General features: G+C 68.1%; 21 protein-coding genes. 4 read left to right on the forward strand and 17 right to left on the reverse strand.

What is annotated here, in order from left to right; translation table 11 throughout:
- Nucleotides 1–126 precede the first annotated feature (126 nt).
- Nucleotides 127–2367: a serine/threonine-protein kinase gene (locus BOX37_RS26935; protein ID WP_071930078.1), complete on the reverse strand. Its 2241-nt coding sequence runs from the start codon at nucleotides 2365–2367 to the stop codon at nucleotides 127–129.
- 138 nt (nucleotides 2368–2505) lie between these two features.
- Here BOX37_RS26935 and BOX37_RS26940 point away from each other — a divergent pair, with 138 nt between their 5' ends.
- The gene (locus BOX37_RS26940; protein ID WP_071930079.1) at nucleotides 2506–3567 is read left to right on the forward strand and encodes an SPFH domain-containing protein; all 1062 of its coding nucleotides are present in this window, start codon (nucleotides 2506–2508) and stop codon (nucleotides 3565–3567) included.
- Nucleotides 3568–3664: 97 nt separating this feature from the next.
- The gene (locus tag BOX37_RS26945; protein WP_071930080.1) at nucleotides 3665–4435 is read left to right on the forward strand and encodes a MerR family transcriptional regulator; all 771 of its coding nucleotides are present in this window, start codon (nucleotides 3665–3667) and stop codon (nucleotides 4433–4435) included.
- On the opposite strand, the gene BOX37_RS26950 is transcribed toward BOX37_RS26945, so the two are convergent.
- From BOX37_RS26950 to BOX37_RS26980, 7 genes are all read right to left on the reverse strand, one after another.
- Entirely contained in the window at nucleotides 4420–5133 is a 714-nt protein-coding gene (locus tag BOX37_RS26950; RefSeq protein ID WP_167659995.1) for a hypothetical protein, read from the reverse strand. The genes BOX37_RS26945 and BOX37_RS26950 overlap by 16 nt on opposite strands.
- A gap of 84 nt (nucleotides 5134–5217) precedes the next feature.
- Nucleotides 5218–6300 carry a discoidin domain-containing protein gene (locus BOX37_RS26955; protein WP_156910557.1) on the reverse strand — a complete coding sequence of 361 codons (1083 nt, stop codon included), beginning with the start codon at nucleotides 6298–6300 and terminating at the stop codon, nucleotides 5218–5220.
- 60 nt (nucleotides 6301–6360) lie between these two features.
- Nucleotides 6361–6687, reverse strand: coding sequence for a helix-turn-helix domain-containing protein (locus tag BOX37_RS26960; protein WP_240505061.1), 327 nt, complete (start codon nucleotides 6685–6687; stop codon nucleotides 6361–6363).
- A 17-nt stretch (nucleotides 6688–6704) separates the two neighbouring features.
- Nucleotides 6705–8534, reverse strand: coding sequence for a type VII secretion protein EccE (eccE, locus tag BOX37_RS26965; protein WP_071930084.1), 1830 nt, complete (start codon nucleotides 8532–8534; stop codon nucleotides 6705–6707).
- Nucleotides 8531–9913: a type VII secretion-associated serine protease mycosin gene (gene mycP, locus BOX37_RS26970; protein WP_071930085.1), complete on the reverse strand. Its 1383-nt coding sequence runs from the start codon at nucleotides 9911–9913 to the stop codon at nucleotides 8531–8533. The genes eccE and mycP overlap by 4 nt, the downstream gene beginning before the upstream one ends.
- Nucleotides 9913–11421, reverse strand: coding sequence for a type VII secretion integral membrane protein EccD (gene eccD / locus BOX37_RS26975; RefSeq protein WP_071930086.1), 1509 nt, complete (start codon nucleotides 11419–11421; stop codon nucleotides 9913–9915). Before eccD ends, mycP begins: the two co-directional genes overlap by 1 nt.
- The gene (locus BOX37_RS26980) at nucleotides 11418–12359 is read right to left on the reverse strand and encodes a MinD/ParA family ATP-binding protein (RefSeq protein ID WP_240505062.1); all 942 of its coding nucleotides are present in this window, start codon (nucleotides 12357–12359) and stop codon (nucleotides 11418–11420) included. Before BOX37_RS26980 ends, eccD begins: the two co-directional genes overlap by 4 nt.
- A gap of 175 nt (nucleotides 12360–12534) precedes the next feature.
- Here BOX37_RS26980 and BOX37_RS35570 point away from each other — a divergent pair, with 175 nt between their 5' ends.
- Nucleotides 12535–12918 carry a hypothetical protein gene (locus BOX37_RS35570; RefSeq protein ID WP_240505063.1) on the forward strand — a complete coding sequence of 128 codons (384 nt, stop codon included), beginning with the start codon at nucleotides 12535–12537 and terminating at the stop codon, nucleotides 12916–12918.
- Nucleotides 12919–13263: 345 nt separating this feature from the next.
- Here BOX37_RS35570 and BOX37_RS26990 read toward each other — a convergent pair whose 3' ends face one another.
- From BOX37_RS26990 to BOX37_RS27035, 9 genes are all read right to left on the reverse strand, one after another.
- The gene (locus BOX37_RS26990; RefSeq protein ID WP_071930088.1) at nucleotides 13264–14148 is read right to left on the reverse strand and encodes an ESX secretion-associated protein EspG; all 885 of its coding nucleotides are present in this window, start codon (nucleotides 14146–14148) and stop codon (nucleotides 13264–13266) included.
- Nucleotides 14149–14178: 30 nt separating this feature from the next.
- A complete protein-coding gene (locus tag BOX37_RS26995; RefSeq protein WP_156910558.1) occupies nucleotides 14179–14481 on the reverse strand; it encodes a hypothetical protein in 303 nt (100 codons plus the stop codon).
- Nucleotides 14482–14546: 65 nt separating this feature from the next.
- A complete protein-coding gene (locus BOX37_RS27000; RefSeq protein WP_156910559.1) occupies nucleotides 14547–14906 on the reverse strand; it encodes a hypothetical protein in 360 nt (119 codons plus the stop codon).
- Nucleotides 14907–14920: 14 nt separating this feature from the next.
- Complete coding sequence (locus tag BOX37_RS27005) at nucleotides 14921–16309, reverse strand: PPE family protein (protein ID WP_071930091.1); 1389 nt, start codon at nucleotides 16307–16309, stop codon at nucleotides 14921–14923.
- A gap of 9 nt (nucleotides 16310–16318) precedes the next feature.
- On the reverse strand, nucleotides 16319–16639 hold the full coding sequence (locus tag BOX37_RS27010; protein WP_071930092.1) for a PE domain-containing protein: 321 nt from the start codon (nucleotides 16637–16639) through the stop codon (nucleotides 16319–16321).
- A gap of 111 nt (nucleotides 16640–16750) precedes the next feature.
- Complete coding sequence (gene eccCa / locus BOX37_RS27015; protein ID WP_071930093.1) at nucleotides 16751–20770, reverse strand: type VII secretion protein EccCa; 4020 nt, start codon at nucleotides 20768–20770, stop codon at nucleotides 16751–16753.
- Entirely contained in the window at nucleotides 20767–22326 is a 1560-nt protein-coding gene (gene eccB / locus BOX37_RS27020) for a type VII secretion protein EccB (RefSeq protein ID WP_071930094.1), read from the reverse strand. Before eccB ends, eccCa begins: the two co-directional genes overlap by 4 nt.
- Nucleotides 22327–22330: 4 nt before the next feature.
- Nucleotides 22331–24091 (reverse strand): type VII secretion AAA-ATPase EccA, encoded by a 1761-nt coding sequence (gene eccA, locus BOX37_RS27025; protein WP_071930095.1) that lies wholly within the window; start codon nucleotides 24089–24091, stop codon nucleotides 22331–22333.
- Nucleotides 24092–24487: 396 nt separating this feature from the next.
- A complete protein-coding gene (locus BOX37_RS27035) occupies nucleotides 24488–25624 on the reverse strand; it encodes a hypothetical protein (RefSeq protein ID WP_071930097.1) in 1137 nt (378 codons plus the stop codon).
- A 130-nt stretch (nucleotides 25625–25754) separates the two neighbouring features.
- Here BOX37_RS27035 and BOX37_RS27040 point away from each other — a divergent pair, with 130 nt between their 5' ends.
- The gene (locus BOX37_RS27040; protein ID WP_240505064.1) at nucleotides 25755–26714 is read left to right on the forward strand and encodes a C40 family peptidase; all 960 of its coding nucleotides are present in this window, start codon (nucleotides 25755–25757) and stop codon (nucleotides 26712–26714) included.
- The last annotated feature ends 4 nt before the right edge of the window (nucleotides 26715–26718 follow it).

The following is a 26718-nucleotide window of genomic DNA, read 5'->3' on the forward strand; positions in this document are numbered from 1 at the left end:
ATCGCCGCTTCCACCGGTCCATCGCATCCCTCCTCGAGCCGGACTGCCGGTCCATACCGCCACAGCTGCATTCTGTCGCCTTCCCATCATCGGGAATGCCATGGTCGGAGCCGGATACGCGCCACATCACCACCACGTGCGCGGGCGCACCTCATTGGCCAGATCGACAAGGTGGTAGCGGTGCATCCGGTCGTCGCACCTGCGGGCGAGCAGCCGCAGCGTGTCCGAGACTCCGTGGCGCACACCGTTCTCGGTGAACGGCACATCGAACAGCGTCGTGTCCGGCCGCTCCGGACGACGCTGCGCGGTCAGCCACCGCAGCGCGGCATTCAGCACCAGCACGCGCATCTGCAGCGCGCGCGGTTCGTCCGCGGGCAGTTCCCGGACCCGGTCCGCCGCGGCGTAGAGGTCGGATTCGTTCAGCTCGGCCGAGGGCCGCGATACCAGCAGGACGCAGCCCGACATCCGTGCCACGGCGTGCAAACTGGAGGTGCGTGCCACCTCGTCCAGCACCGCCACCGCGCCGAGTGGATCACGGTCGGCCGCCAGGCGGCGGGCCATCCCGAACGCGGCACTGATCACGCTCCGGTTGGTCCGCCAGACGATCGTGTAGTACCGAAGCGCCAGCTCGTGCCATCGCCGTGCACGATCGTCACCGGATTCGGCGCAGGCGCGTGCCATCCAGTCCTGCAACAAGAGTTCGGCGGTGGCGGCCAGAGCCAGGGTGGGGGCGAGTTCCCCCGGCACCCTGGTGTGCACCGTGTCGAATCGGATGAAGGCTTCCTCGAACGCATCCTCCAGGAGCGCGGCGACACCCCGGTACCAGGATATGCGCCAGTCGGCACCACTCCCGGACTCGATCCGGTCCAGCCGCAGCCGTGCGGCGACCGGGTCACCCATGTCCAGATGCGCGCGCACCGCGGCCAGCGCACCCTCGAGCTCGTACGACCCAGGGGTCTCGATCTTGCCGACGCGCGACCACTCCGCAACCATCTGGAGTGTGTCGAGCACCTGCTGCGGATCGCTGGGCAAGGACCGTGACGACAGATTCACGCTCGGATCGTCGACATCGGTCAGCGGCACCGGCAACGCCGATACCACACTCTGCGCGTCCAGCGCCGACTGACGGTGTACCCCGTCCGCGAGGCTGTCGGTCGTCGCGATCAGCGCCGTGGTCCCGAAGCTGGTGCGCTGCGCGCTGAACAGGGTCGACGCCTGCGGATACTCCTCACCGGTGTCGATGGCCAGCACGATGGCGAGGACACCGGTCAGCTGGATCTGCAGGGCGTGCATGGTCGGAAACCGCAGTGCCGGATCGGGATCGGTCGCCCGCAGCAACAGGCGGTAGAACGCCTCATAGCGCCGCAGCACCGGGTGCTCCACCGGCGTGGGCAAGTCATTGGTGCTGCCGCCTTGTACACGGCGGTTCTTCGGATCGAGCGTCAGCGCGGCGAGGGTCCGGCCGACGGTATAGATGTCGGAGGCGATCGTCGGCCCCGTGCTGGTGAGTTCGGGTGCCTGAAAACCCGGTGTGCCGTAGAGGTATCCGGCGGAATCCATGGCGGCCACCGCACCGAGGTCGATCAGCTTGACCCGGTCCCCGACCATGATGTTGCCGGGCTTGAGATCGTTGTAGGCCAGACCGGACGCGTGCAGATAATCCAGTGCCGGAACGACTTCCAGGACAAAGGCGATGGCCTCGGCAACGGAGAGCCGATGCGGGGCCGCAGTGTGCAGGATATCGTCCAACGACCGGCCATCGGCGTACTCCATCACGATATAGCCGCACGGCGCCCCACCCGGTGGCTGGTGTTGCACGAAGTTGAAGATCTTCACGATATTGGGGTGCGAAACCTCGGCCAGGAACTGCCGCTCGGCGACCGCGACCGCGTGGGCCTCGAAATCGCCGTAGGTCATCAGTCCCTTCAGTACCACCCAGCGATCACTGACATTTCGGTCGACCGCCAGATACACCCAGCCCATGCCGCCGTGGGCGAGACAGCCCTGCACCTCGTACTGATCCGCGACCAAGTCTCCTTCGGCCAGTGCGGGCCGGAAGTCGAACGGCGCGTCACAGACTTCGCACTCCCCCGACGCGGCGGCGGGCACGGCCGGGGTGGAACGTCCGACCGGCTCATCGCAACGCCAGCAGAACCGCTTGTCTTCCCTGACCTCCGGGTCGGCAAGGACCGCGCTCCGCGGATCGATGGGCTCGGCAGGCGGCAGCTCGACCCAACCGCCCCCCAGCCGGCGCACGCTGGGCCGCGAACGTGGACCACGACCGGAACCGAGGCCCGCGTCGTCGAGCGCGGCAACCAGCCCGGTCGTGGACAGCTCGGGCGTGGATGCGGTGTCGTGGTCAAGCATTCGACCCTCTCCCGGTCTGCCTCGGCGGCATGTGCCAGGAATCTTGCGCGTCCGGGCTTCCCGTGCGCCACGCGTCCGCTTCCCGGTGCTGGGAAGACGGCGGACGGGCACGCGCGCGACAACCGTATTCTCGACGACATGGCCTGGTTGGAGCGGGAATTCATCGCGGTACCCGACAACCGCAAGAACCAGTTGGTGTACAAGTGGCCGGATGCCAATATCCGGCGCTTCTCCCGCGTGATCGTGAATTCCGGTGAGGTCGCACTGTTCGTGCACACCGGGCAGGTGGCGGGCCTGATGACCCCCGGTAAGCACCGGGTCGACGCCACCGAGTTGCCCGGGCTCGGGGCCCTGCTCGACGTATTGAGCGGCGGCAACGCCTACCGTGCCGAGCTGTACTTCGTGGGAACCAGGGAGTACCCGGGAAACAAGTTCGGCGGCAGGCTGGACGACATCGTGGATCCACGGAGCGAGCAGATCGTCACCTTGCGCGTCTTCGGCGAATACGCCCTGACGGTGCGGGATCCAGCCGCTTTGGTCACCGGACTGATCGGGACGGTCGACCTGGCCGACCCCGACCAGGTCACCGCGTGGTGCTCGGAGCTGCTGTTGCGCTCGATGCGGATCGCGGTGACCTCCGGAATCACCAAGGGCAGGTGGCCGGTTCTCGGCCTGTCGGCGCACATGCCGGAGATCGACACCGAAGTGCTGTCGGTGACCAACCAGCAGCTGCGCAGGTATGGGCTGTTGATCACCAGGATGGGCAATTTCGACATCAACCTGGCACCCGAGGACGCCGACCGGCTCAAACGACTGGCCAAGGACACCCGATACATCGAGCTCGCGGGGGGCTTCGGGCAGTACGCGGCCGGCGAGCTGGCCCTTGGCGCTGGTCAGGGGATGGCGCACGGCGGTGATTCGGCCCTCGGCGGAGCGTTCCTCGGCGCCGGGCTCGGTCTGGGCGCCGTCCACCAGCAACTCGCGGCACAGCCCCGGCACAGTCCCGCCGGGGACGCGATGGGCCGGCAACACACGGTAGCGTGCGCACGGTGCCGGGCCGTACACCCGGCGGCGACATCATTCTGCACCAGCTGCGGCGAACGGCTCAGCGCCGAGCGGCGGTGCACCGGTTGCGGTGCCGATCTACCGGCCGACGTCCGGTTCTGCGGCACGTGCGGCACCCGATCGACCGGCGGTTGACCACTCAATGTGACTATTAGTGTGACACTTCCTGACGTACCGCTGAATATCGTGTCATTCTATTTGCATAAGAATGTCCCTGTGGTTTCCTTGTGGTATGGCAGTTGAGGGGAAGTACACGATCGACGAGTTGGCGCGGGAAGCCGGCACCACCGTCCGCAGCCTTCGCGTCTATCACGAGCGGGGCATCCTCCCCCCGCCGATGGTCAAGGGCCGCACCGGCTACTACAGCCCGGAGCATCTGAGCCGTGTACGCACGATCAGCCGCCTGCTCAACCGAGGGATCAAGCTCAGCGGGATCAAGGAACTGCTGAAGGCATGGGACCGGGGAGACGGGCTCTCCGACGTCCTCGGCGTCATCGACGAGACGACCGCCCGGTCCGGAAAATTCCCCAGCGAGACCATCTCCGCGACCGAATTGGAGCAGCGGTACCACGACGTACCCGACGGGCTCGCCCGAATCGTCGCGATCGGGCTCTATCAGCCCGTCGATGCCACGTCCTACCGCATCGCCAACCCCCGGCTGATCACCATCGGTAGTCGGCTCACCGAGACCGGGCTCCCGTTGAGCGAGGTCGTCGACGAGCTGGAGAACCTGTACGCCGACTGCGACCGCATCGCCCGCCGGCATGTCGGCCTCTTCCACCGGATGGGCTGGGCCCGTTTCCAACAGTCCGATCGCTCACCCGACGACCTGGCCACGGTCACCGAGCAGCTGGCCGCGACCCGCGTCATTCCAGGTCGTGCCACGGTGGCGCTGGTGAGCCAGCTGGTACTGCGCCATCTGGAGGACGACACGGCGGAATTGGCCGAGCTCTACGACGATCCGGCTGATCTGGCGGCGGCGCTACGTCACGAGTCGTCCTGACCGAGCAGGCCGGACCGCTCCAGAAAGCTCCTGGCGCTGTGTTCCCCGTCGAAAGCCCCGGTCTCCAAGGCGAGGCCGGTCCCGGTGTCGGCGTACAGCACGGTGGCCGACGGCCCGACCGCCGCGAACACGTCGCCGTCGGCGACGATCGCCCGCGCGGCAGCGCGCCATCGCTCGACAGTGGCTTCGACCGTGCCCGGTGGCAGCGTTCGCACGTGGAAAGTCAGATCCCGCCCCGCCGACAAGCCCCGCAGCAGCGGGTCGCCGGCTGGGAGCACGCATTGTTCGCCGGCCTCGGCCTGGTAGGGCCGGCAGGTCGCGGCGTGCAGCGGGTCGGGCAACCGGCCCGACGCGCTCGTCGCGGTGAACGGCGAGACCGGTGGGGAGAATCGCCCCGCGACGACTACACCGCACACCAGCAGGATGACCAAACCCCCGAGGACCATCAGCCAGTGCCGCGGTGAATACCGCTTCCGCTCGGTCAGCGTCCGCAGCCCGCGTTCGACGGTACCCACCGTGTGCATGGCGGATTCACCGTGATGGAGGGCGGCTTCGCCCTGCCGGACCATGGACTCCGCGCCACGCCGGAGATGGGCGACGGTGGCACCCCCCACGCCGTGCCCGTGGTCCGGCATCGGCGGTGCCGAGCCGAGCTCCAGATCCGCTGCCGGTCCGGGTGGCGAGGTGGGCGCAGCCACCGGCGCGCCACAGTGCGTACAGCGCGCCACGTCGCCGGCATTGCGATGCGAGCAGTAGTGGCAAACGACCGAGGACATCCGGACCTACCCGTCTTTCATCCCGGTGATCACGATCGAGGACACGGCGGTGTCGTTCAGCGATCGATCGCCGCGCGATTCGAGAATCGTGAGAATGATCTTCGATGCCGACACCGGTGGGTTGATCTCGGTGGTCACCACGCCGCGCTGATCGAGGGTCTCCTGGGTGTAGGTGGTGTAGTTCTCGTTGTCGAACTGATAGGACACCCTGCTGGCGGTCCGGTGCCTGGTCCATTCGTCCACGCCGTCGGCGCGGATGTGATCCCAACCTGGAACGATCGAGATGGACTCGACGGTATAGGTCCCGCCCAGGTCGATGGTCAGCACTTGGCCGTCGACGCGATAGGCCCGCACACACGACCACGCTTTGCCCGCCTCCCCTGACAACGCGTCCATACCGTCGGTGCTGCCCGGTGGACAGTGGCTCGTCGCCGACGCCACCTCGATCGGCCGCGCCCTGCTCGCTTCTTCGGTCGGCTCGGCGGGTGTCGGCACCACCGATGTCAGGACAAGAGGTTGTTCCGTCCGTTCCGATTCGCCTCCGGTGGTGAGGAGAACCACCAGCAGGAGGACGGCAAGCACCGCCCCGGCGGACAGCAGCACCTTGGGCTCGCGCAGCCGTGGAGCGATCCGCTGCGCCCACTCGCCGAGCCGACCGCCCGGCCTCCGCCGCAGGAGGTCATCGAACCGGTCCTTGCCGCCGGGTTCCGGGCGCTGTTCCTGCGGTGTCTCGGGGTCGGGTCCATCCGGTGACATCCGGGGCGAGTCCGCGAAGTCCGGCGCTCTGCGCTCGAGCGGCCCAGACCCGTTCAGCAGCGCATTGATCTGCTCGCTGGCCGAGGATCTACGCGAAGAACGCGGCCGCACCGGATCGGGACTCCCCGCCCCGGCGGGCCGGCGAGGTTCGGGAACGGTGTCCGCCTCCGCCAACAGACGCTCCGCGGCGTCCAGCGGGATCGCGGTGGAGCCCACCGGAACCGGTTCGGGCAGCTCCGGCTCCGGGTTCGGCCCGGACGAGCCAGGCACCAGCGCGGCAAGGACCACGCTCCGATGGCGGAGGAAAACATCTCCCTGGGCCTCGTCGGGCATATCGAGAATCGTATCGGCTTCCTGGTCCACGGCCGTTCCCACGCGTGAGAACGGCACCGGCTATTGATTGTTGTCGGTGATGAAATACTCCGGTGCGACATCGAAGACACGAGCCAGTGCGACGATGAGATCCAAACGTGGTATCGCCTCACCGTGTATGAGGCGATACAAGCCGGATTGTGATATCGGAACATCCGGGTACGCGAGTTCCAGATGCTGTGCCAGCGAATACAACGTCAGCGACCGCACCGGACCTTCGGCCTCGGTGGACACGACCGATTCCGAGACGAGTTCGGCCAGCCGCTTCGAGAACACCGCCGCTGCCATTTGCCGGGGTGACAGTTCCTCACCACCGGCACCGTTCGAAGTTTGCGACTCCAATGGCACGATATTCGAACCTACTTTCAATTCGAGCCGGTCGCGGGCCGGGCTCCCGCGAGTTCGGGTACGGGTACGGGAACCGGCCGGTCGTGGGACAGGATTCCGGCGGATTCATCGGTGCCGGCCAGGAACCGTTCCTCGCCGATCGGCTCGATCAGGTCGATCCGCACGGTGTGCATCGGGATACTGACGTCGACGGTGGTCTCGCCGGTCTGATCGATGGCCAGGTCGGCGGACCGCTGCCGCGGGCCGCCCGGTGCGCTGATGACGATCGTGGTGGGAGCGGCGGTGGTATCGGGCACGAGGTGGTCGAAGACTGCCACGGTGGCCCCGACGCGCCCGGCTTCCACCCGGTCCGGGGCCCCGATCGGTCCGTGCCCACCGGCCAGCCGCAGCGACCGGGGATCGCCCACCGCGTCGACCAGGTGCTGCCACTGTCCGGGGCGGCTGGTATGGATCTCGACATCGGCGCCGACGGCCACGGTACGGAGCACGATTTGCTGCGCGACCGGTAGCTGCGCGTGCAGATCGATGGTGCGCCGCCGTGGGTTGTACCGCACCGGATCGTAGAGCGGCAGGGCGAGATTGTGTTCGGCCCGACCGCTGATCACACCGAGAATCTGCCCGCTGGGCCCGATGGGCATTCGCTGGAGCGCCACCGCCTCCGTGAGCTCCGAACCGGGCTGCCACACCAGCTGATCCACGAGCCGCGGACGGCCGATGCGGTCAAGGCGTTCGCGACCGCCGACCGGTAGTGAGGCCAGCAACGCGGCACCCTGGCGGCCGGTCAGCGGGTGCAGATACCCCGGCCTGCCCACGTCCGGCCCCGGGCCGACATAGCGCGCGAAGGCGCGCACCGCGACCTCGTGGTCGTCGGTGGCGCCCGTCTCGGCGCGGCCGACGAGCCTGCTGGTCAAGGCGATGGTGAGGGTGGTCCGACCGGTGTGCCACGTCCAGCAGGAATCGAGGGCATCGTCGATACGCGCGAGATCGATCTCGAAACTGGTGACGTGGCGAGTCGGCACCGGGCCGGCCAGCATTGTCCAGTTTTCCTGGAGGTCGCTCAACTCGAATCCTTTGTGCAGCAGCCGGGTCGCCGCCCGCATGGCCTCGGCGGGCAGCGCATGCGCGGCGATCTCGATCTCGCGCAGCCGGGCCGCGATCCGGTGCGCCGCGGAGGCCAGTGCCTTCGGTGCCGCGGCCGCCGCCGAACCGCGCCGCGCCAGCGGCTCGAGATTTCGCTCGATGTCCAGGCGCAGCACCAGCCAGGTCAACCGGTCCCCTACCGCGGGATCGGTGCCGATCAGCTGGTCGTACAGCATCCCGTAGCTTCCCACAGACCGCACCCGCTGGCCGGTTGTGACGATATCGATATCGATCACAACCTCGAATTGGTGGAGCATTCCAGCGAGCAGCGCCACCGGTACGGTGTCTTCGGTGTAGGTGGTTCCCGCGCCGATGACGGTCGGCAGGTCGAGGTTCGGCGCCAGCTGGATCATGGCCACCAAGGTGGTGTCCCCGGTTCGAATACCGCAGACACCAGTGGCCACCGGCACATCGACCGGCGACTGCGGCCGTGCGAGTTCGCGTGCCAGGGCCTTACGGCCGGCACGGTAGGCGATCCAGTCGCGCAGCCAGCGGTAGGCAGTGCGCTGTCCTACGGGCACCACGATGACCGCTGACCACAAGACGAGGGACAAAGCGCTGACCCACCAGGGGTGGGTCAGCGACAGCACGGCCAGCATCAGGCCGGCGATGACCACCGCACCGGCGACCGGACCCGGTTCCGCACCGAACGGCAACCGCGGGGTCGGGCTGCCGCTCGGACCCGCCCCGCGGAACGACACGGTCACCGCGGCCTCGACGGCTGTTCGCCGGACCGGCGGATCCCGGCGAAGCCTGGGCCGAAACTTGCCGCCAAGCCCAGCAGGACCGCGCCGGCGATCACCGCGGTCGCGGTGATCGCCGGGCGCAGGTCCCGTGGTCGTGCGGGAGGCGCCACGGCCAGTGGGGCGGACTGGAAAAGACCTGCCGGCCGACCGGGCGGCGACCGGTAGCTCAGTGCCACCATCGGGTCGATCAGGCCGGCACCGACCGTGTTGTCGACGCCGCGGGCCGGCGAATGGGCACTGGCCTGCAGGCGCGCCGCGATCTCCGCCGGCGTCTCATCCGGGAACCGCGACCGCAGCAGAGCGGCCACACCGCTGACGTACGCGGTGGCGAACGAGGCACCGCCAACCTCGGACAGCGCGGCCGGATCCCCGACCCCGCTGACGATGCCGCCCCCTGGACCGAGGGACACGATGCCGGTACCTGGTGCGGCCACCGACACCCAGGGCCCGGCGAGTGAGGTGTCCAGCGCGGTGCCGGACGCGGTGGTGACACCGACGGTGAGTACGTCGGGTGTGAACCATCCGGGGGTGGAGACGGTCTGTACGCGCCGCCAACCGCGCGGATCCACCGCATCGGTGGGATCGATCCCCGGATTCTGCTTGTTGCATCCTGGGCTGCCGGTATCACCCGCACTGGCGACGACCAGCGCACCACGCACCCGAACGGCGTAGCCGACTGCTTCCGACAACGCGGCCTGACCGACCGCGGCGCCCGCCGGCACACACACCGGCAGCGCCACGGTGATCACGCCCGCACCTTGCCGGGCCGCGTGCACGATGGCGCGGGCGAGCGTGCGGACCAGGACGGCGGCCTCCTCACCCGGCCGGAAGTTCCGCGGGTCCTCGGCGGTGAAAGCGGCGGACCGGTACCGGATCGACAGAATCCGGGCATCCGGTGCCACACCGGTGAAACCGTCGGTGGGGTCGGTGGTTCCGGCGATGATGCCGGCCACCAGGGTGCCGTGCGCGTCGCAGTCGGACAACCCCTGGCCACCTTCGGCGACATAGTCCCCGCCGCTGACGAGATCACGCAGCCGTGGGCTCGGGTTCACCCCGGTGTCGATGACGGCCACGGTCACCCCCGCGCCCCGGCTCAATTCCCTGGCTCGGGACAGATTCAGTGCGGTATCGACCGGGGGCTGCCGCGCCGGATCGGTTCCGGATACGAGACCGGCCGCGACGCAGCCCTTGTCCTGCTTCATCGGAAACTCCGGTCTCGGTGGATCCTCCGCCGGTGGCGGTCCGACGACGACCTGTGGTGGCTCCACGGCCACCGCTGGTGCCGCACCGGTGAGCAGGGCGGCCACGGCCAGGGTGACCGCGCATCCGGTCCTCCGCATCAGATCGCCCTCATCGCCGCGTAAATGCCCATGATCCAGAACGCGAGAACCGGCACGATCAGCAAGAGCAGGTATTCGAACAGGTCGGTGATCCGCCGGGTGACCGGGGACAGCCGGACATTCGGCAGCCGAACCGCCGCGAAACACCCCAGCACCGCCGCGAGAAGCAGCAGCGCCACGATCAGCAACCGAACGCCAGGGGTCTGATGCACCCCGACCAGCACGATTGCCAGGCCGGTGGCCGTCACCACCGATCCGGTCACCAGGGCGAGGGCCTGCACCCGATCCGGATACCAGCGGGCCCGCAGGATCAGGATGCCCGTCACCGCCACCGCGAGGACGATCTCGCGGATCTTGCCGGGGTGCATGGCCGCTGTCAGCACCGTGGCGACCGACAGCGCGAGCGACAGCGCGACGACCAGCCCGCGCAAACTCGTCACCGCGAGCCGGGCCCGTGATTCGAAGGTGGCCTCGGTGCTCCGGCGTTGTGGGTCGTCCGGCGCGCCCTCGGTGCCGGATTCGGCGTCGAAGATGTCGGTGAGTGACGCCGGCGCCACCTCGTTGCCGGGGTCGGGCAGGTCGGGTGGCCGAATCCGAGCGATCACCACCGCTATCCGCGGCGCCGACGCCAGCAGGATCACGATGCCGAGCACCACTCCGGCCGCCACCTGACTCGGTGACAGCGCCAGATAGGTCGCGGGCAGTGCCGCGACCGCGACGACGATCCCGAGCGCGGCCGCCGACATCAGCGTCGCGATGCCCACCCGCGTCACGCGCATCATGGTCGCGGCGGCGACCGCCGACACCACGGCGCCCGCCGCGAGATTGGCCGCGGTGAATCGGCCGACCTCGTCGTATTCCCCCGGCACCAGCATGGCACCGCCGGCGAACAGCAACACCAGCGCGGCCAGCGCCGACCCCAGACAGGCTCTCGGCGCGGCGAACCGCTGGCCGGCGACGACCGCGGCCCCCCAGAACACCGCGCCGAGCACCAGCGCGGGTACCGCACACCACAGGATGGAACCGCTCTGCAACCACGACCAGGCCAGCATGCCCGCGGTCGCCGCCGCACCGGCCACCAGGACACCGAAGCCGACCACCGCCGACGTCCCCGCGTCGTACTCGGCGAACTCGCGCTCGTTGATCAGGGCCAGCGCATCGGTGATGTCCTCGACGATCGGCCGGAACACCTCCGCGGACTCGACCGGCGTCAGTACCAGCACCGCACCGTCGGCGACGTCGTGGTCGGCGAGGCTGCGCCAGCGCGGAATCGGTGGCTGTCCTGGCCTGGCCAGGCTCCACTGGCCGACCGGCGCGGTGAAGTCGACGGTGTCGTCCTCGATCGCCGCGGCCAATACCTCGAGCAGATCGTCGATGAATGTCTCCACCGCGAACTTGGTGGGCACCACGGCGTCCACCTGGTAGGTGGCCACCATGATCGCCACCCGGGCCCGGTCCACTTCCGCGGAGGTCGCCGCTTCCGCGGCCGGTGCGGCAACAGCGGTCATCGTGCCGCCCCTCGGGAGTTGGGGAACCCGTCGGCCAGCGCCGCGGCCAGCTCCTCGAAGGCCAGCACGGAGTCGTTGTCCAGCAGTCGCAGATCAATTTCGCCGCCCTCGGCCAGGTGCGCGTCGTAGGGCAGCGTGAAGGTGGGCCGGCCCGCGGTGGCGAACAGTTGCTCGATCGCCGCCACGTCGACATTCGGCTTCACCGGATGCTGGTGCACGATGGCCACATTCGATCGGTTGACCAGGCGCTGGAGTCCGTGTGCGCCGAGCCAATTCAGTGTCGCCACCGCACCGGTCACGCCGCCCACCGTGGCGGGCGTGACGACCAGCACCGCATCGCTGCTGTTCAGCACGCCGCTGGTGGCCGAATCGAAGACACCGGTACCGCAGTCGACCAGGACCAGGTTGTAGTGCACCCTGAGGGTTTGCACGGCGGCCGTGTACTCGTCTCCGGTCAGTGCCTGGCTGGCGTCGGTCGCCCAGGGTGACGCGACCACAACCAGATTGGCGGTGTTGGTGGTGGTGTAGGCCTGCACCGCCGAGAATGCCCGCAGATCCTGGGCGTGCGCCAGGTCACGGAGGGTGATCCCGTACGGATGCCGCACGGTCCGCGTGCCCAGATCACTGAAGTCCGGATTGGCGTCGACCGCTACCACTCGGTCGTAGCGGATCGACGCGAAGGTCGACCCGAGAGTTGCTGTGGTGGTGGTCCGGCCGACGCCACCTTTCACGCTGATCACCGCGATCTGATAGGTGGCGGGAATCTGTCGCCGGATCCGATTGCGCCGGTCCTCGGCGCGCTGCTCGGCCGGTGACAGCCCGAAGCGGAATCCCACCTTGTTCAACGCTCCGCGCACGCCGGTCGAAGCCCGCAGCGTCGCACGGTTGGTGGCTGTGATCTCAGCGAGCAGATGGGAGGCCGCCTGCGCCGAGGACATCAGCTCCACTCGGCCCGCCGGCTCCGCGTGTGTGATCGGCTCCCCGCCCATGGTGACTTCGGGTTCCAGGTACTGCCCGGCGGACCACCGAGCAACGTCGCGACCTGTGGAAGCCTCGGGGGCAGCACTCCACGTGGCCCCGGCACCGGTATCGGCGGCCGGCCGGGCTGCTGTGGTGCCTTCGGCTCGACGTTCCGGACTCGCGGTCGCGGGTGGGGCCGTACTCGGCACAGGTGCGCGCCCCGCGTCACCGGTGGTGGCAGCCGACGAGGACGCCGGAGCCGGTCTCGATGCCGGGGCGGCGGTCTGCTGCGGGGCCGCGGTCCCGGCGGGTACCCGCGGCGCAGCAGCGCCTGAATCGGGCGCGGTAGGCGACCCGGCCGCCTGCGCCGATGGTGACGGGAAGACTCCCGCCATATTCAGCGGGGCCGGTCTCGAAGGGTTCGATGGTGCCGTGGACTGGGCCGCTGGTGCGGCCTCACCGACCGCATCGAGCGAGTTCGACGACCCAGGCTGCGCGGCGGGTGCACTCGCGGTCACCGGAGTGGGCGATGCCTGAGGCGGCGCTGCTGGGCCTCCCGCACTCGACGTGGCAGGCGATGCCACAGGCGTACCGGCCCCGGGGACGCTCGCCTGTGGCGAGGCGGTCGGCGCCGTGCCCGGTTCCGTCGACTGCTCCGCGCTGCCGGAGACACTGCCCACGGGCCGAGAGGCGCCCGGTGCGGCGTGCGCCCCGGGCGCCGACGCGGAACCGTCGGGGCCGACGGCATCGGGCAACAGGTACGCGCCGTAGCCACCCAGTTGCCCTCCGGTATCGGGCCCACGTCCATTCACCGTCGGTGGTCGATTCACCATGTGCCTCTTCCTCGCACGATCATTCGTTCTCCCGAGATGCGGCCACCCCTCAGACCCGGCTCGTGGTGAACCAGCTCCGGCCCGGCAGCATCTCGATCAGCGCGGCGACGCCTGCTGCCACCGTCGCATCGTCGCCGGGTGCGAAGGTCGCCCATCGCTGCCCGTCGTAACCGACACCCGGCATCGCGACTACGCGACCGGCCTCCGTGTCGAACACGTTCACACACACTTCGCGCACCGCCGGCTGCACACTCAGCTCACGTACCGCCGACTCCACAGCCACCTCGTGCACCGCCCGCTCACCGTCATGGTGTTCGTAGACCACGATCTCCGCCCGGCGCAGTACCTCGTCGAACATCCGGCTCAACACACTCGCGGTCTGCGCAGCAGCGCCGAGATCCAGCAGGAGCTGTTTGCGTTCGTCCGGTCCGTCGTCCGGCTCGCCGGCGAACTCCTCCGGCGCGGCGGTCACCGGTTCGAATCGCAGCGCGGGACAAGGCCCCAATGCCGCGATCACCGCCCCGGTCACCGCACGCAGGTCTGCTTCCTCCACGAAGACCGACTGGATGACGACATGGTCGTCGTACCGAACGGCCAGCACATGCGTCTCGCCCCGGCGAACCAACGACATCCGCAGCGTGCCCACCGGCACATCGTCGGCGCCGGTATCGGAAATCCGAGCGGCGAGTTCGACATCCGGCCGGTACAGGCACTCCAGCCAGTGCGCGACCCGCGGGTGCACGAGGCCGTCCACGAGCACACCCGCCTCGACGAGCTGCTCACGCACAACCGCGTGCACCCGATCCCGATCCTCCACGCGATAGATGTTGGGCATCAGCGCCAGGACGACGGGATAGGAGTCGATGCCGACCAGCTGCTGAAGCAGCAGGGCGGCATCGACATTCAGGTCGACGGCTACCGGGTCCGAGTCCACACCGCCACCCGGTGGTCGAAGCCATCGCGACTAGATGCCGATGGCAAGGAACCTCGACCCAGCATCTTTGTCGGTGGTGTTCATCAGGCCCTGCGCGCCCGATGTCGTCAAAATCGCCGTCTTCAACGACTGCAGAGCCGCGTTGTACGCCCCGATCTTTCGGAGGAGAAGATCGATCTGCGGATGCCAACCGTTCTCCGCCGCCTCACCGGTGAAGGAACCCTTGAGGCCGTTTTCGAGACTGACCAGGCTCTGATTGTTCTCCTCGATCGCGCCCACGATTTGCTGAAACGTCAACGTACTCGTGTCGACGGCATGATAGTTGTATGTCATCGCCATGACAATCGACCTCTCATATCTCTCATTCGGAAGGTATTGATTTCAGGTGGAATTCGTTGTCAGAAGTTGGTATTTACCGGACCGGCGGGAGGCGCGACATCCACCACGCCGTTCGTGCCGAGCGAAGCCGCATTCCGAACCTGGGCGGCCCCCTCCATGTCGCTCACGTCGATCTTGATGCCGGTATCCTGCAGTGTGGTAATGATCTCCTGCAGTTTCACCGCCAGATCCGCGCCTTTGGAGTGGGCGTTCGTCATGGCTTCCCGCACGGCCGCACCAGCTCCAGGACTGACGATCGCCGCCGCCAACTCATCCTGCACACCGAGCAACGCCTTCAGATAGCCTTCGTGATTTCCCTGCAAGGCCATTGCACTCCTGGCGGCGGGAATCAATACATCGGGGTCAGCATTAAGTGCCATTTTGTTTTCCTTCCTCAGTTACTTCCCACTAGGCCACGGTGTACGTCACCGGGAACGCCCTCGTGTGACGAGTTGGCCTCGTCGTCGACGAACTCGATGACGCCGATCACGGGTGGCTTTTCGAGGACTGGCACCTCCTGGGGTTCTCCCGGGACGAATACCTTGCTCGATTTCTTCTCGTCGTCACGACGACGACGCATTCGGGCGGTGGGCGCGCTCACCCCACGGCGTGGCGCACTACGGGAAGCCGGGGCGCCGCTCGATGCACCGGCCGGTGTTGCGCCGAAGGCGGTGCCGACTCCGGCCGGCCAATTCGGTGGCATCCGAAACCCGGTCGCCGCCCCCGAGATGGCACCGAGGCCGCCCCGAACGAATCCCATCGCCACCATGCTGCCCGCGCCGCCGTTCAGCCCGGCCAACGTGGTCGATTCCATCGAGGTTCCGGGGAAGCCGAACTGCTCCGCCGAGCCGCCACCGAACTCCGAGACTCCCGGGTCGGCCAGCTGGTCCGGCATCGACGACATCGCCTGTTCGGTGTTGGGGGTACCCGGCTCGACCTCCGAGATCGGCCGCGTGGGTTCTTGCGGCGACTCACCGGAACTCGGCGAAGACTCGGTCGATTGGCCTCCCGTGGTGCCGGTGTCACCACCCGGTCCACGAGCGGCATCACCACCGGTGCGGCCATCACCACCTCCCGTTGGGGAACCTCCGCCCCAGTTGGCCGGGTCACTACCGGAACCGAAGGCCGTGGTCATCGGGGCGACGTTCAGCCCGGTGGTCGGCGCCGGGACGACAGCTATCGGAGATGAACCAACCAGACCGGGGCCACCGACAATCGGTGGCGCCACTTTCGGCGGCGGCAGCGAACTCGTCAGCGCCTGAGCGCTGTTCGCATAGGTGGTCATGACGTTGGCGGCGTGTGGCCACAGTACGAAGAGATAGAAGGTCTCCAAAGCCGCCGCGGTGCCGGCTGTCGGCAGCGTGGCCGCCCCCAAGAGACTGGCCGCCTTCAAACTCTCGATCAACGCTCTGAGCGCGAAAATGGGCGGTGGGGGCGGCATCGTCCCCAGTGCCGCCGAATACGAGGCGGCGACCCCGGCTGCACGCGCCGACACTTCGGTGGCCACCCAAGCCTGTTCCTGCAACCAGACCGCGTGCGAACGAAACGCTTTCGACGCGGCATCCGCCGATGGTCCGGTCCACGAGATCGACATGGCGTTCATCGCCGATTGGGAAGTGGCGGCGGCAGCCGAGAGCGCGGCGGCAGCCTGTCCGTATCCGGTGGCCGTCGCCATCATCGGCCCCGGCCCTGGTCCGGAATACAGCATCGACGAATTGATCTCCGGCGGAAGCGCGGCAAAGATCAGTGACCCCAGCGGGCCCAGCGGCGGCAGACGGAACACGGGACTGCCCTATCGGCCGGTGAACACAGCGCCGTGCGGTGCTACCACCGCGCCGCCGTCGACATCCGTGGCTTGATAACTGACACCCACCGGCGCCAGTGCCTGGGCTCCGGCCAGGAGATGCCCCGTGCCGGTGCTGGTCACCGGGAAGAACTTGCCCATATAGGCGGTGAAGGCCGCCGACGCCGCAATGGTCACCGGGTCGCCGACAGCCGGAGCAGGTGCGGCTACCGCCGCGGCGGCAGACAACGTCGCATTGAGGGCTGCTTGCGCCACAGCCAGCTCGGCACCGATGACGGGGAGATGTTCTGGAACTACATACAGAGCCATCACTGAACTCCTACTCGACCAATGCCACCCCATTCGGAGTGGGCACAATCAGAACGTTAAGGCATCCCCAGCAGTGGGGAGAGTTCCGCAAATCTCTCACGAAATCGACTCTCACCCTTCCTGTTCCGGCTCCCAGGCCGCCTGCACCAGATCCTTACGCGCGTGTAACGGCTCGACGAAAATCCCGCGGCCGGGCGGCTGTTTCGCCGGTTTCACATCGCCGATCAGAATGCCGTCGAGCTTGGAGCCATCCATGACCAGGCCCGATGAATTCAGGTTCTTCATCTGGCCGAGAATGTTGTCGTACAGCGCGGAGTCGGCCTGCGCGATATTGCGCGCCGCGATGACATGCAGGCCGGTGTCGCGGCCGTCCACGATGATGTCCTTGATCGGGTCGAGGGGATTCATCATGCCGCGCTGCGCGACCATGTGGTAGTCATCGATCACCAGGAAGATCTCGGGGCCGCTCCACCAGGACCGGTCCTTGAGCTGTTGCGACGTCACCCCATCAGGCGCACGGCGGCTGCGCATCTTCGCCGCGAAGGCAGGCAACCCGTCGGCGAGATCGCGTTCGGTGGTCAGGTATCCGATCCGCTGCTCGTCGTCGATGGCGTCCATGTGCCTGCGCCGATAGTCGACCAGCAGTACCCGCGCCTGATCCGGGGTGAACTGCCGCCGAATAGATTCCAGGAACGCCGCGATCACCGTCGATTTCCCGCTCCCCGAGGAGCCGAGCACGATCATGTGCGTCGATACCCCGAAGTCGACGGATGCGACGCTCAGATCGGATTCGCGGACCCCGAACGGCACCACGAGCCGCTGCGCGAGGGTCTGCGGTGCCGGGCGCCCGGCGTGGATCTCCGACCACCCGATCTGCGACGGCAGCAACTTCACCGCGGGCGCCTTCCGGCCGGGGTAGACCCGGGACAGGTGCTCGATCGCGCCGGTCAGTCCCTCGGCGGCGGATTCGGCATCGCCGACACCGTCGATGCGGGGCAGCGCGGTCAGCATGTGCAGTGCGTCGACAGAGATGCAGCGTCCCGGCCGGTTCGGCGGGATCGCGGCGACCAGGTTGCGGTGGGAATTGAACGCGGTATCGGTGAGATCGCCGAGCCGCAGTTCCACGCGGGTCTGCAGCATGTCCTTCATCGCGGGCCGGATCGCGGCCCAGCGTGAGCTACTGATCACCAGGTGGATGCCGTAGTTCAGGCCCTGCAGGGCGAGGGCCTCCAGCGTCGGCATGTATTCGTCGTAATACGGCCCGGTGACGGTGAATCCGATGTCCCAGCCGTCGACGACCAGGAAGACGTCGCCGTGCCGATCGTGGGCAGCCAGCTCGGCCGATGTCTCCGGCGCTGCCATCCGACGCCGGAATTCGCGCATGCTGTCGATGCCGAGTTCGGCGAACAGGGCCTGCCTGCTGGCGAGCAGATTGTTGATCAGCGCGATAGTGCGCCGGATCCGGTCCGCGTCGCGGGGCAGCGCCACCGAACCCACGTGCGGGAGATTGCGCAGGGCCGCCAGGCCACCGGAGAAGTCCAGGCAGTAGAACTGCACTTGTTCTGGGGTGTGTGTCAAGGCCGCGGACAGGATGAGGGTCTGCAGGGCAGTGGATTTGCCCGACTGCGGACCGCCGACGATGGCAGCGTGCCCGCCCGCCCCCGACAGATCCACCGACCACACGTCCTGGCGCTGCTGGCGCGGCTTGTCCACGATCGCCATCGGTACCCGCAACCCGCCCGGCTCGACGGCCGCCGTCAGCCGATCCAGGGTGGGGGGCACAGTCAAGGGCGGCAACCACATCTTGTGCGCCGGCCTGCCGTGCCCGGCCAGCTGTTGCAGCACCGTCTCCATCACGGTGATCGGGTCGTCCTCGGGCTCCGGATCCGGGGCTGCGGGCTGCTCCGGCTCGACGACCGGCGGCCGGACGTCGGCGACCGGTGTCGCGGTGAACAGCTGCGGTGGCCGGTATCCCCCGCCGGGCCTGCGGGCCCGGTGGGGGGCGGCCGCGCCGGGCGATGCCACGGATGGCGCTGTCCAGGACTCGCCGACGTAGGCGGCCTGGAACCGTTGCAGGTCACCGGCGCCAACGCGGAGATATCCCGACCCCGGCTTCTTCGGCAGATGATAGGCGTCGGCGGTGCCGATCGCATCGCGTGAGTCGCTGGTCTGGTTCGTGCGCAGCGCCACCCGGTACGAAAGGTGTGCTTCCAGTTCACCCATCCGGTTGGAGGGCACCTTCTGTGAGGAGAGCAGCAGGTGGATGCGCAGCGACCGCCCCAGTCGGCCGATCGCCACGAACAGCTTGGCGAAGTCCGGGTACTGCTCCAGCAATTCGGCGAACTCGTCCAGAATGATGAACAGGGTCGGCAACGGCGCCAGGTCGGCGCCCTGTTCGCGGGCCTTCTCGTAGTCGGCCACATTCGCGAAATTGCCCGCATCGCGCAAAATCCGCTGCCTGCGGGCCATTTCGCCGTTGATCACGTCCTCCATGCGGGTGACCAGGTCGGATTCTTCCTCCATATTGGTGACCACGGCCGTCACGTGCGAGAGCCGGTCGAATCCGAGGAAGGTCGCGCCGCCCTTGAAGTCGACAAGGAGCAGGTTGAGGGTGTCGGGCGAATGGGTGGCGACGGCGGACAGCACCAGCGTGCGCAGGAACTCGGATTTGCCGGAACCGGTGGCACCGACGCACATGCCGTGCGGGCCCATGCCTTCCTCGGCCGATTCCTTGATGTCGAGGAACACCGCCGCACCAGCCGGGTCGTAGCCGAACGGAATGCTCAGCCGGGCGCGGTCGCTGTCCCGGCGCGGCGGCCACTGCCGGTCGATGCGAATCGCCCCGGGGTCGACGATACCGACCATCTCCTGCCATGAGGTGCCGCCGCTGGCCTGCTCGGCCGCGACGGCCTCCACCACCGAGGCCAGCCGGTACGGGGAGACGCTGCGGGCCAGTGCGGCCATCGCGGACACCGACATCCGGTCGGCGACCCCGACCTGGCGGGTGGACCGCGCGGTCACCTCACTGATCGTCCGGTCGGCCCCCACGGTGAACCGCAACGAGCGGGGCAGCGGTTGTTCGGTGCCGCCGATCCGGATCCAGGTGCATCCTTCGATGCCGGAGATGTCGCGCTCGTTCGCCGGGCCGTCGACATCGACGATCAGCACGAGATGCTTCTTGTCCACCGCGGGTTCGGCGGTGGTGGAGAACGGTCCACGGTTGAACTGGGCCAGCACCTTGGCCCGGATGTCACCGACGGTGCGATACACCATCCGGCCCGAACCGATACCGTCGGTGGCATCGCGATGCTGGCTGTGCGGCAACCATTTCAGCCAGCTCCATTCCGGCGCGTCCGGCTCCTGCAGAGCGGCGGCCACCGCCACCTGGTCCGGGCCGTGCAGGACGACGATCTCGGCGATCATCGAGCGAACCAGCGCCGTCACCGCATCCGGATCGCCATCGAAGACCACCTGGGGAGTGGACAGCAGGTTCATCGCCACCGGCATTCCGCCGACCGTGGAGTACGCCTTGGCGAACCGGGTGATCTCGACGACCCCCACCGGATCCAGATCGGAGGTGGGCGCCGCCTCCGGCACGATCACCCGGACCTGATTGGCGATCCGTCCCAACCCGATCCGCACCCGCAGAAACTGCGGGTGCGGCGCCTGGATCTCCCACATCCGCTTGCCACCGACCAGATTTCCCACCTCGGCCGGCCCCGGGTGCGCATACCGCAGGAACCGATGCAATTCGGCTTCGGCATCGTGCACGGTCTTCCGATGGTCGGTGATGCTGCGCAGATAATCCTTGCGATCCTCGTTGACCTCGGCGGCGGTGCCCTTGCCACCGCCGCCGGCCAACCCACCGCCCATCATGCCGACCATCGACACCAACATCATCATGGGAAAGAACAGCATCATCGGCGACATGGTCCGCCCGCTGCTGAACATCATCGCGACCATGCCGATCATCGCGGCCACCATGATGACGGGCAGGATCATCTTCAGTTTGGATGCCGGTACCGGCCGGGGCAGCTCGGTCGGTGGCTGCAGTTTCAGCTCGGCCACCGCGGGGGCCTTCGGTCCCGCCACCATCTTGGCCGGCCGTACGAACCGTCGCGTCGTTGTCATCGCCCGTCCCCGCCGAATCCGGCACCGGTGTCGTTGGCGGAAATGCCATCATGCTGAATTCGGGCATCCACCTGGGACAGGGTGGGGCCCACCGCGAACAGCGAGACGATCGACCACGGTGCGGGCACCGGGGAACCGAGGTTCAGTGACCGCAGGGTCGGATCCGCCGATGGGTCACGCCCGGCCTCGAGGGCGAGGCCGTAGCGGACTCCGCTGTCGGAGACCCACCACAGTGATTCCCGTAGGCCCGATCCCGGATCGTCTCCGGTCACCTGGATGAAACGCCCGGTCGTGCGGGGTAGGTAGGCGGCGTCGGCTGTCCTTCCCGCCGAGCCCGCCGCGGTGACCAGGGTGACCGGAAGCCGCTGTTCATCGGCGGCAAGGGGCAATTGCCGCCCCACCAGAAGGCCGACGATGGCGCGCGGCTCGGTGTCTAGCCGTTCCCAGGACAGGCACGTCACGGCGTGCGTCGAGGTGTCGACCAGGCGGACCGGCCGGTCGGGGTAGTGCGCCGTTCCCGGCCAGTTCCCCGGCCGCAGATTCGCGGCGATCACACTCGGGCTCACGGTCTGGGACGAAATACTGCCCTGCACATCGGCATTGCGGACCATCGCCGCGAGCACCGGGCTCACCCGGACCGCACCCGACTGCGAGACCAGATAGTACTGCGCGCCACGATCCGGTTGCGAGACCGTCAATACGGACCCCACCGCAACCGTCAGCCCGGTCGAGAACGTCATGGGGGTGCCGAATTCGGGGACCTCGGGAACCCGAAGGGCTGGCACCTCGGGAATCGCTTCGATCAGCCCGGCGGAGGCGGGCATGACCGGTGCGGTCGCGTCGAGCCCGAGTGCCAGGGTCACCGCGGAATCGGCGAGATCGATCATCGCGCGCACCGCGCCGTTCTCGCCGTCGCGGTACACCAGCCAGATCGTGCGGCCGTTGCGCATCAGCCGGGCCTCGTCCGCGCCCAATTCCCTTGCCGCGCTGCCGTCCACGGTGAGGCGGCCACCGATCGCGGTGGTGTGCACCGGCGCTGTCGACGCCATCGGCACACCCGCCTGCGGGTCCACCGGGGCCGCGGCTCCACCCCGCGCACGGTCACACACCGCCCAGAACGAATCGCGATCCGAAGTACCCACCATGTGGCCCGGCGCACCGGGAATGCCGACCCACGGCCCGCGCGGGTACTTGGCAAGCTCGGCCGATCCGACCCGCACCGGGTCGGCCGCCTGGCCGGTGATCAGCCGCGCCGAGGTGAGGTTCAGTGCCGGATACATCCGGCCACCCATGTGCACAAACAGCGCCCCGGAGTCCTTGTCGGCCACGATCGGCGCATCGCCCACCTTCTTCGCCGGTGAGAAGAAGGCCAGCACGGCTGCCCCGGCGACACCGACACAGGCGAGTGCGAAGCCGATCATCAGCGCCGTCGACCGGCCGCGCTGTGGATCGTCCAGCATCGAGGCGTCGCGGCGCACCAGCGCGTGCTCGATCCGGCGCAGCAGAAAGCGCCATCCGGACACCTGGTGTTTGGACACCACCCGGAAGCGGGCCACCGGGTCACCTGTGGGCGGTGGGTGCCAACCCCGCCAATGCCGCGGTGATGTCGAAGGCGTCGACGGTCATCAGCTCTTCATCGGTCATCGCCGAGATGTCCACATTGTCTCTGGTGAACCGGTAGTCCCGCTCGGCCTCGGCGGCCTCGATCACATTGCGCACGAAACGGCCGTTGCCGGCCAGATCGATCATCCGCCTGCCCCCGGCGTCGCGCCGGGACATCTCCGCGCAACGTTCGCGCAGAATCTCCCTGGCGTCATCGGACATCACCGAATCCTTCTTCTTGGCGATGTGGTCGGCGATCTGCACCAGCTCGTCCGGGTCGTAACTGGGGAAACGAACCCGCTTGGTGAACCGGGAGGACAATCCCTCGTTGGAGCCGAGGAACCGATCGATCTCGTCCTCGTAGCCGGCGATGATCACCACCAGCTTGTCGCGGTCGTTCTCCATCCGGGCCAGCAGCGTATCGACGGCCTCCTTGCCGAACGCGTCGCCACCCGAAAGGCCCTCCTGGATCAGCGTGTACGCCTCGTCGATGAACAGCACACCGCCCAGTGCGGAATCGACGAGGGCATTGGTCTTCGGCGCGGTGTGCCCGAGATGGGTGCCGACCATATCGTTGCGCGACACCTCGACCACATCAGCGTTCTCGACCACGCCGAGCCCGGCGAAGATCTTGGCCACCACCCGCGCGATCGTGGTCTTGCCCGTGCCGGGCGGACCGGAGAAGATCAGGTGCTGCGACTTGGAGTCCACCGCCAGACCGCGCTTGGCCCGGACCTGATCCATCTGCACACCGGATTTCAACCGGTTGACCTGCTCTTTGACCGATTCCATGCCGATCTGCGCCTGCAACAACGCGGAAGCCTCGGCCAGCAGCTCCGCCCGCCCTTCGCGGGCCGCCGCCGCGGCGACCTCGATCGGGTCGTCACCCGACTTCGGATCCCATTCGTCGGTGCGCGAAGCGATCACGGCCGGCGTGGTCACCGCCAGCCGAACGGACTTGTCCTGCACCGCCCGCTGCCATTCGGGGCGCTCCGACCAGAGTCCGGAACCCTGGAGCCCGTTGAGCACCTTGTCGCCGGCTTCATGATCTCCGGTGTGCCGCAACAGCATCCCGTACAGGTAGTGCGCGTCCGCCCAGATATACGACTGGTTGCCGGATGAACTGTCCTCCACCAGCCGCCGAGCTCGGGGCAGGGCCTCGCCGAAGCGGCCCAGATGCGCCATCGCCTGAGCGGCCATCAGCTCCGCGGCGATATCGAGCAGGCCGTCGTCGAGCAGCGGCCGGCGGGTTCGCAATTCCACCACGTCGGGCCAGCGTTCGGTGCGGTAGTGCAGCGACATCCGGACGAAATCGGCGACCTCGTCACCGGGCACCTCGTCCAGGATGGCGGCAGCCTCCCGCCACTCCCCCGCCTCGGCGTACGCGGCGGCCTGCCCGATGGCGATCTGGTCGCGGTCGGCCATCACCACCCTCAGCCCGTACATCCCGATCTCGACCTGACACCACAGCGCCCGATCGACCAGTCCGGCCCGCTGCTGGTCCCGATACAGATTGTGCACCGACCGGTAGGCTCCATAGATGACCTCCGGGGTGACGTCGCCGGCCATCGCCCGCCCGAGCCAGGCATCGCACATGTCCGGGTCCAGATCTGTCGCCGCCCTGAAGGCGGCTGCCGCGTGCTCCTCATTGCGCATGCCACCGGCGATCAGGCCCAATGCCTGCACACCGGTGTAGAACGCGTCCTCCGGACCTGACAATCGCCACACCTCTTCCGCCGATCTCGTGCCCCCGCACCATAAGTCACCACGTCATCCAGCTCACGGAGCTCGTTCCCACAGGTGGGAACATCGAGCGGGTGGCGGAGTTCCGGCTGACATCGCAGGGAACCATTGAGCTCACCTGCACCGACGAGGAAGGGTGCCCACTCGCCCAGCGGTGGTTCGCCGAACGCATTGATCTGGTTACCGCATCGCGGTCAGTCACCCCGGACGACGGACCCGCGTTCATGCGCGCTCTGCTGCAACCGTTCCTGATGAGCCATGAGCGCGGCACCTGGGCAGCGAAGACCAACGGACCAGAACCCTGCCGAGCGCAGGACCGGCGGGCGAACCATCGCGCGACCGTCGCCGCCGCCGGCCGAACCGGGTCGGCCACTAGACCTCGGTGAGCCCGCTGGCGATCGGCTCGGGATCGGGTTGATCACTGCCCGCGTCCTCGGCCGCCGCTTCCGAACTCGACGACGTCCTCGCCGCCGGTTCCAGCGCGGATCGGACGGACCGGCCGAGGGCGGAGACCATCGGCCCGAGTGGCCCGAGCTGGTCAGCGGCCTGGTCCCAGGCCTGTTCGTCCGCCAGCGGCGAACCGGCGGAGGCTGGTTCGGCTTCGGGCTCAGCCTTGGTCTCGGCCTTGGTCTCGGCCTCGGCCGGGCCTTCATCTCGGCTCTCCGCCTCGGGGGTCCGGGGGTCGGCCGGGGCGGGTCCTTCGTCCGGCGCGGGCGCGCTTTCCGGCTCACGCCGATCGTCGCTGTCTTCGCCGCTGAGGTTCTCCACGAGGTCGGGCAGCATGGTCATCAGTGGCATGGCCGCCATCGGCAGCATGGCCAGCATCGGGAGCAGGGAGGCGAGACTGCCGTCACCGCCGCCGCCGCCACCGCCACCGGATCCGCTTCCGCCGCTGCCGGAACCGTCGTCTTCGTCGCCCGGGGAACCGGCCAGCTCGCTGTTCAGTTCCGCGACCATGGTGACTTTGTGCAGCACCGCGCCAACGGCCTCCGCGAGGTGGCGCAACAGGTTCATCTCCTGGGCGGCTTTCAGCTCGCCCTTGCCGACCGCCTCGAGGTTGTTGTTGAGCTCACCGACGATGTCCTTGATCGCTCGAAGCGTCTGGTCCTCTTCGCTGGAGACATATTTCGCCACCTCGACGACATTGCGGTCCGCCCGCAGGAGCGCGCCCTGCCGTGCTTCGACCTTCGTCAACGTCTCCTTGTATTCCTCGGTGGATTCGCTCTTGCCGAGATTCTCGTAGACCACCGGCCGGATCAACTCGTCGACGTTCGGCGGGGGGCTGGTGGTGCCGATGCCGAGGAGGTTGACCGACGACTGAATGGCGGCCTCGGCCATGGCGATATACGCCAGCAGGCCGGTCGACCCGCCGGGCGGCCGGACGAGTTCGACGGTCCAGAAGTTCTTGTCCCCCGTCTCCTCGGACTTCTCCTCGGACTTCTCCGCCAACAGCGCAAACAGCCGCTCCTCGAGATCTGTCACCTGTTCGTCGGTCAGCTCGGCCGCCATCCGGCGCCACCTCCTCTCCGCCCGTCTCGGTTCATTGTCGGCTGTCCCCTGCCGTGGGAAGGTCCGACAATGATCCAGGGGTGCGCGATCTGAGAGCGGGCGGTGGTGAATTGGTCGAATGGGGTCGGACATGACTGTTGAAGTGGATGTGGTGTTGCGTGCGCTGAGCGCGCTGTATGGGCAGGGACAGCCCGCGGCCGGTCATTCGGCGGTCATGATGCGCGATATCGCCGCCGGGATGCGTGCGCAGAGCGCGTCGGGGCTGGCCGGATACACCGAAGCCCTCGGTACACACACCGCCACCGCCGACAATCAATCCCGGCGGGACGGAACCGTGCACACCACAGTGGCCCGATCCGGCGACGGCACCGTAGTCGGCAGGCAGCAGATCGCGAACCAGATCGCCGAATTCCGCACCAGGGTACAGGCTCTCGTCTCGGTGGGAGACGCCCGATTCACCGGGACCGCCCTGCTGGATACCGCACAGCGGAGCATCTCGCAGGCGACCAGGCAGGTCAGTATCGATATGGATGCCGCGCGCCGCATGGCCGCGCAGATCGTGCCGCCGGTGGTCCCACCGGCCCGCGGGCGCACCCTCTCCCCGGACCAACCGGTACGCCGACGCCGCAGGCGGCGGATCCGCCCGGTGGCCGCGGCGGTGGGCGCCCATCCGAACTCGCAACGAAGCATCCGGCAGTTGTCGGACGGAACGCGCGGCGGTGACGCGGTCTCCGCGGCGAGCGGTTGGCTCGGCGCGCCATATGTCTGGGGTGGTGGCGGTGCGGGCGGCCCCACCGGCGGCGGCTTCGACTGCTCCGGCTTGACGCAGTATGCCGTGGCGCACGCGTCCGGGGGCGAGGTGGTGCTGCCACGCACCACCTACGAGCAGATCCACAGCGGCGTTCGGGTGCATCCACAGGATGCTCGGCCGGGCGATCTCGTGTTTCCCGGGGATTCGTTCAGTGCCAACGGCCCCGAACACGTCCAGCTCGCCGCGGGCGGTGGCCGGGTGATCGAGGCGCCGTATTCCGGCGCGACGGTCCGCTGGTCGGAGATGGACACCAATTCCGTCGTCGTGCGCGTGCTGTAACGGG

It is taken from the genome of Nocardia mangyaensis (genome assembly GCF_001886715.1).
GTDB classification, from domain to species: Bacteria; Actinomycetota; Actinomycetes; order Mycobacteriales; family Mycobacteriaceae; genus Nocardia; species Nocardia mangyaensis.

What these genes read in the sequence shown, in the direction of transcription:
- mycP (WP_071930085.1), bottom strand. Translation starts at nt 9,913, where the DNA reads ATGCGGAGGACCGGATGCGCGGTCACCCTGGCCGTGGCCGCCCTGCTC.
- BOX37_RS27035 (WP_071930097.1), bottom strand. Translation starts at nt 25,624, where the DNA reads ATGGCGGCCGAGCTGACCGACGAACAGGTGACAGATCTCGAGGAGCGG.
- BOX37_RS26955 (WP_156910557.1), bottom strand. Translation starts at nt 6,300, where the DNA reads ATGCCCGACGAGGCCCAGGGAGATGTTTTCCTCCGCCATCGGAGCGTG.
- BOX37_RS26995 (WP_156910558.1), bottom strand. Translation starts at nt 14,481, where the DNA reads ATGACATACAACTATCATGCCGTCGACACGAGTACGTTGACGTTTCAG.
- BOX37_RS26945 (WP_071930080.1), top strand. Translation starts at nt 3,665, where the DNA reads ATGGCAGTTGAGGGGAAGTACACGATCGACGAGTTGGCGCGGGAAGCC.
- BOX37_RS27000 (WP_156910559.1), bottom strand. Translation starts at nt 14,906, where the DNA reads ATGGCACTTAATGCTGACCCCGATGTATTGATTCCCGCCGCCAGGAGT.
- eccCa (WP_071930093.1), bottom strand. Translation starts at nt 20,770, where the DNA reads ATGACAACGACGCGACGGTTCGTACGGCCGGCCAAGATGGTGGCGGGA.
- BOX37_RS26935 (WP_071930078.1), bottom strand. Translation starts at nt 2,367, where the DNA reads ATGCTTGACCACGACACCGCATCCACGCCCGAGCTGTCCACGACCGGG.
- BOX37_RS27040 (WP_240505064.1), top strand. Translation starts at nt 25,755, where the DNA reads ATGACTGTTGAAGTGGATGTGGTGTTGCGTGCGCTGAGCGCGCTGTAT.
- BOX37_RS27010 (WP_071930092.1), bottom strand. Translation starts at nt 16,639, where the DNA reads ATGGCTCTGTATGTAGTTCCAGAACATCTCCCCGTCATCGGTGCCGAG.
- BOX37_RS26940 (WP_071930079.1), top strand. Translation starts at nt 2,506, where the DNA reads ATGGCCTGGTTGGAGCGGGAATTCATCGCGGTACCCGACAACCGCAAG.
- eccD (WP_071930086.1), bottom strand. Translation starts at nt 11,421, where the DNA reads ATGACCGCTGTTGCCGCACCGGCCGCGGAAGCGGCGACCTCCGCGGAA.
- BOX37_RS26980 (WP_240505062.1), bottom strand. Translation starts at nt 12,359, where the DNA reads ATGTCCTCGGCGCAGGCGGCCTCCCATCTGCTCGCTGAGATCACAGCC.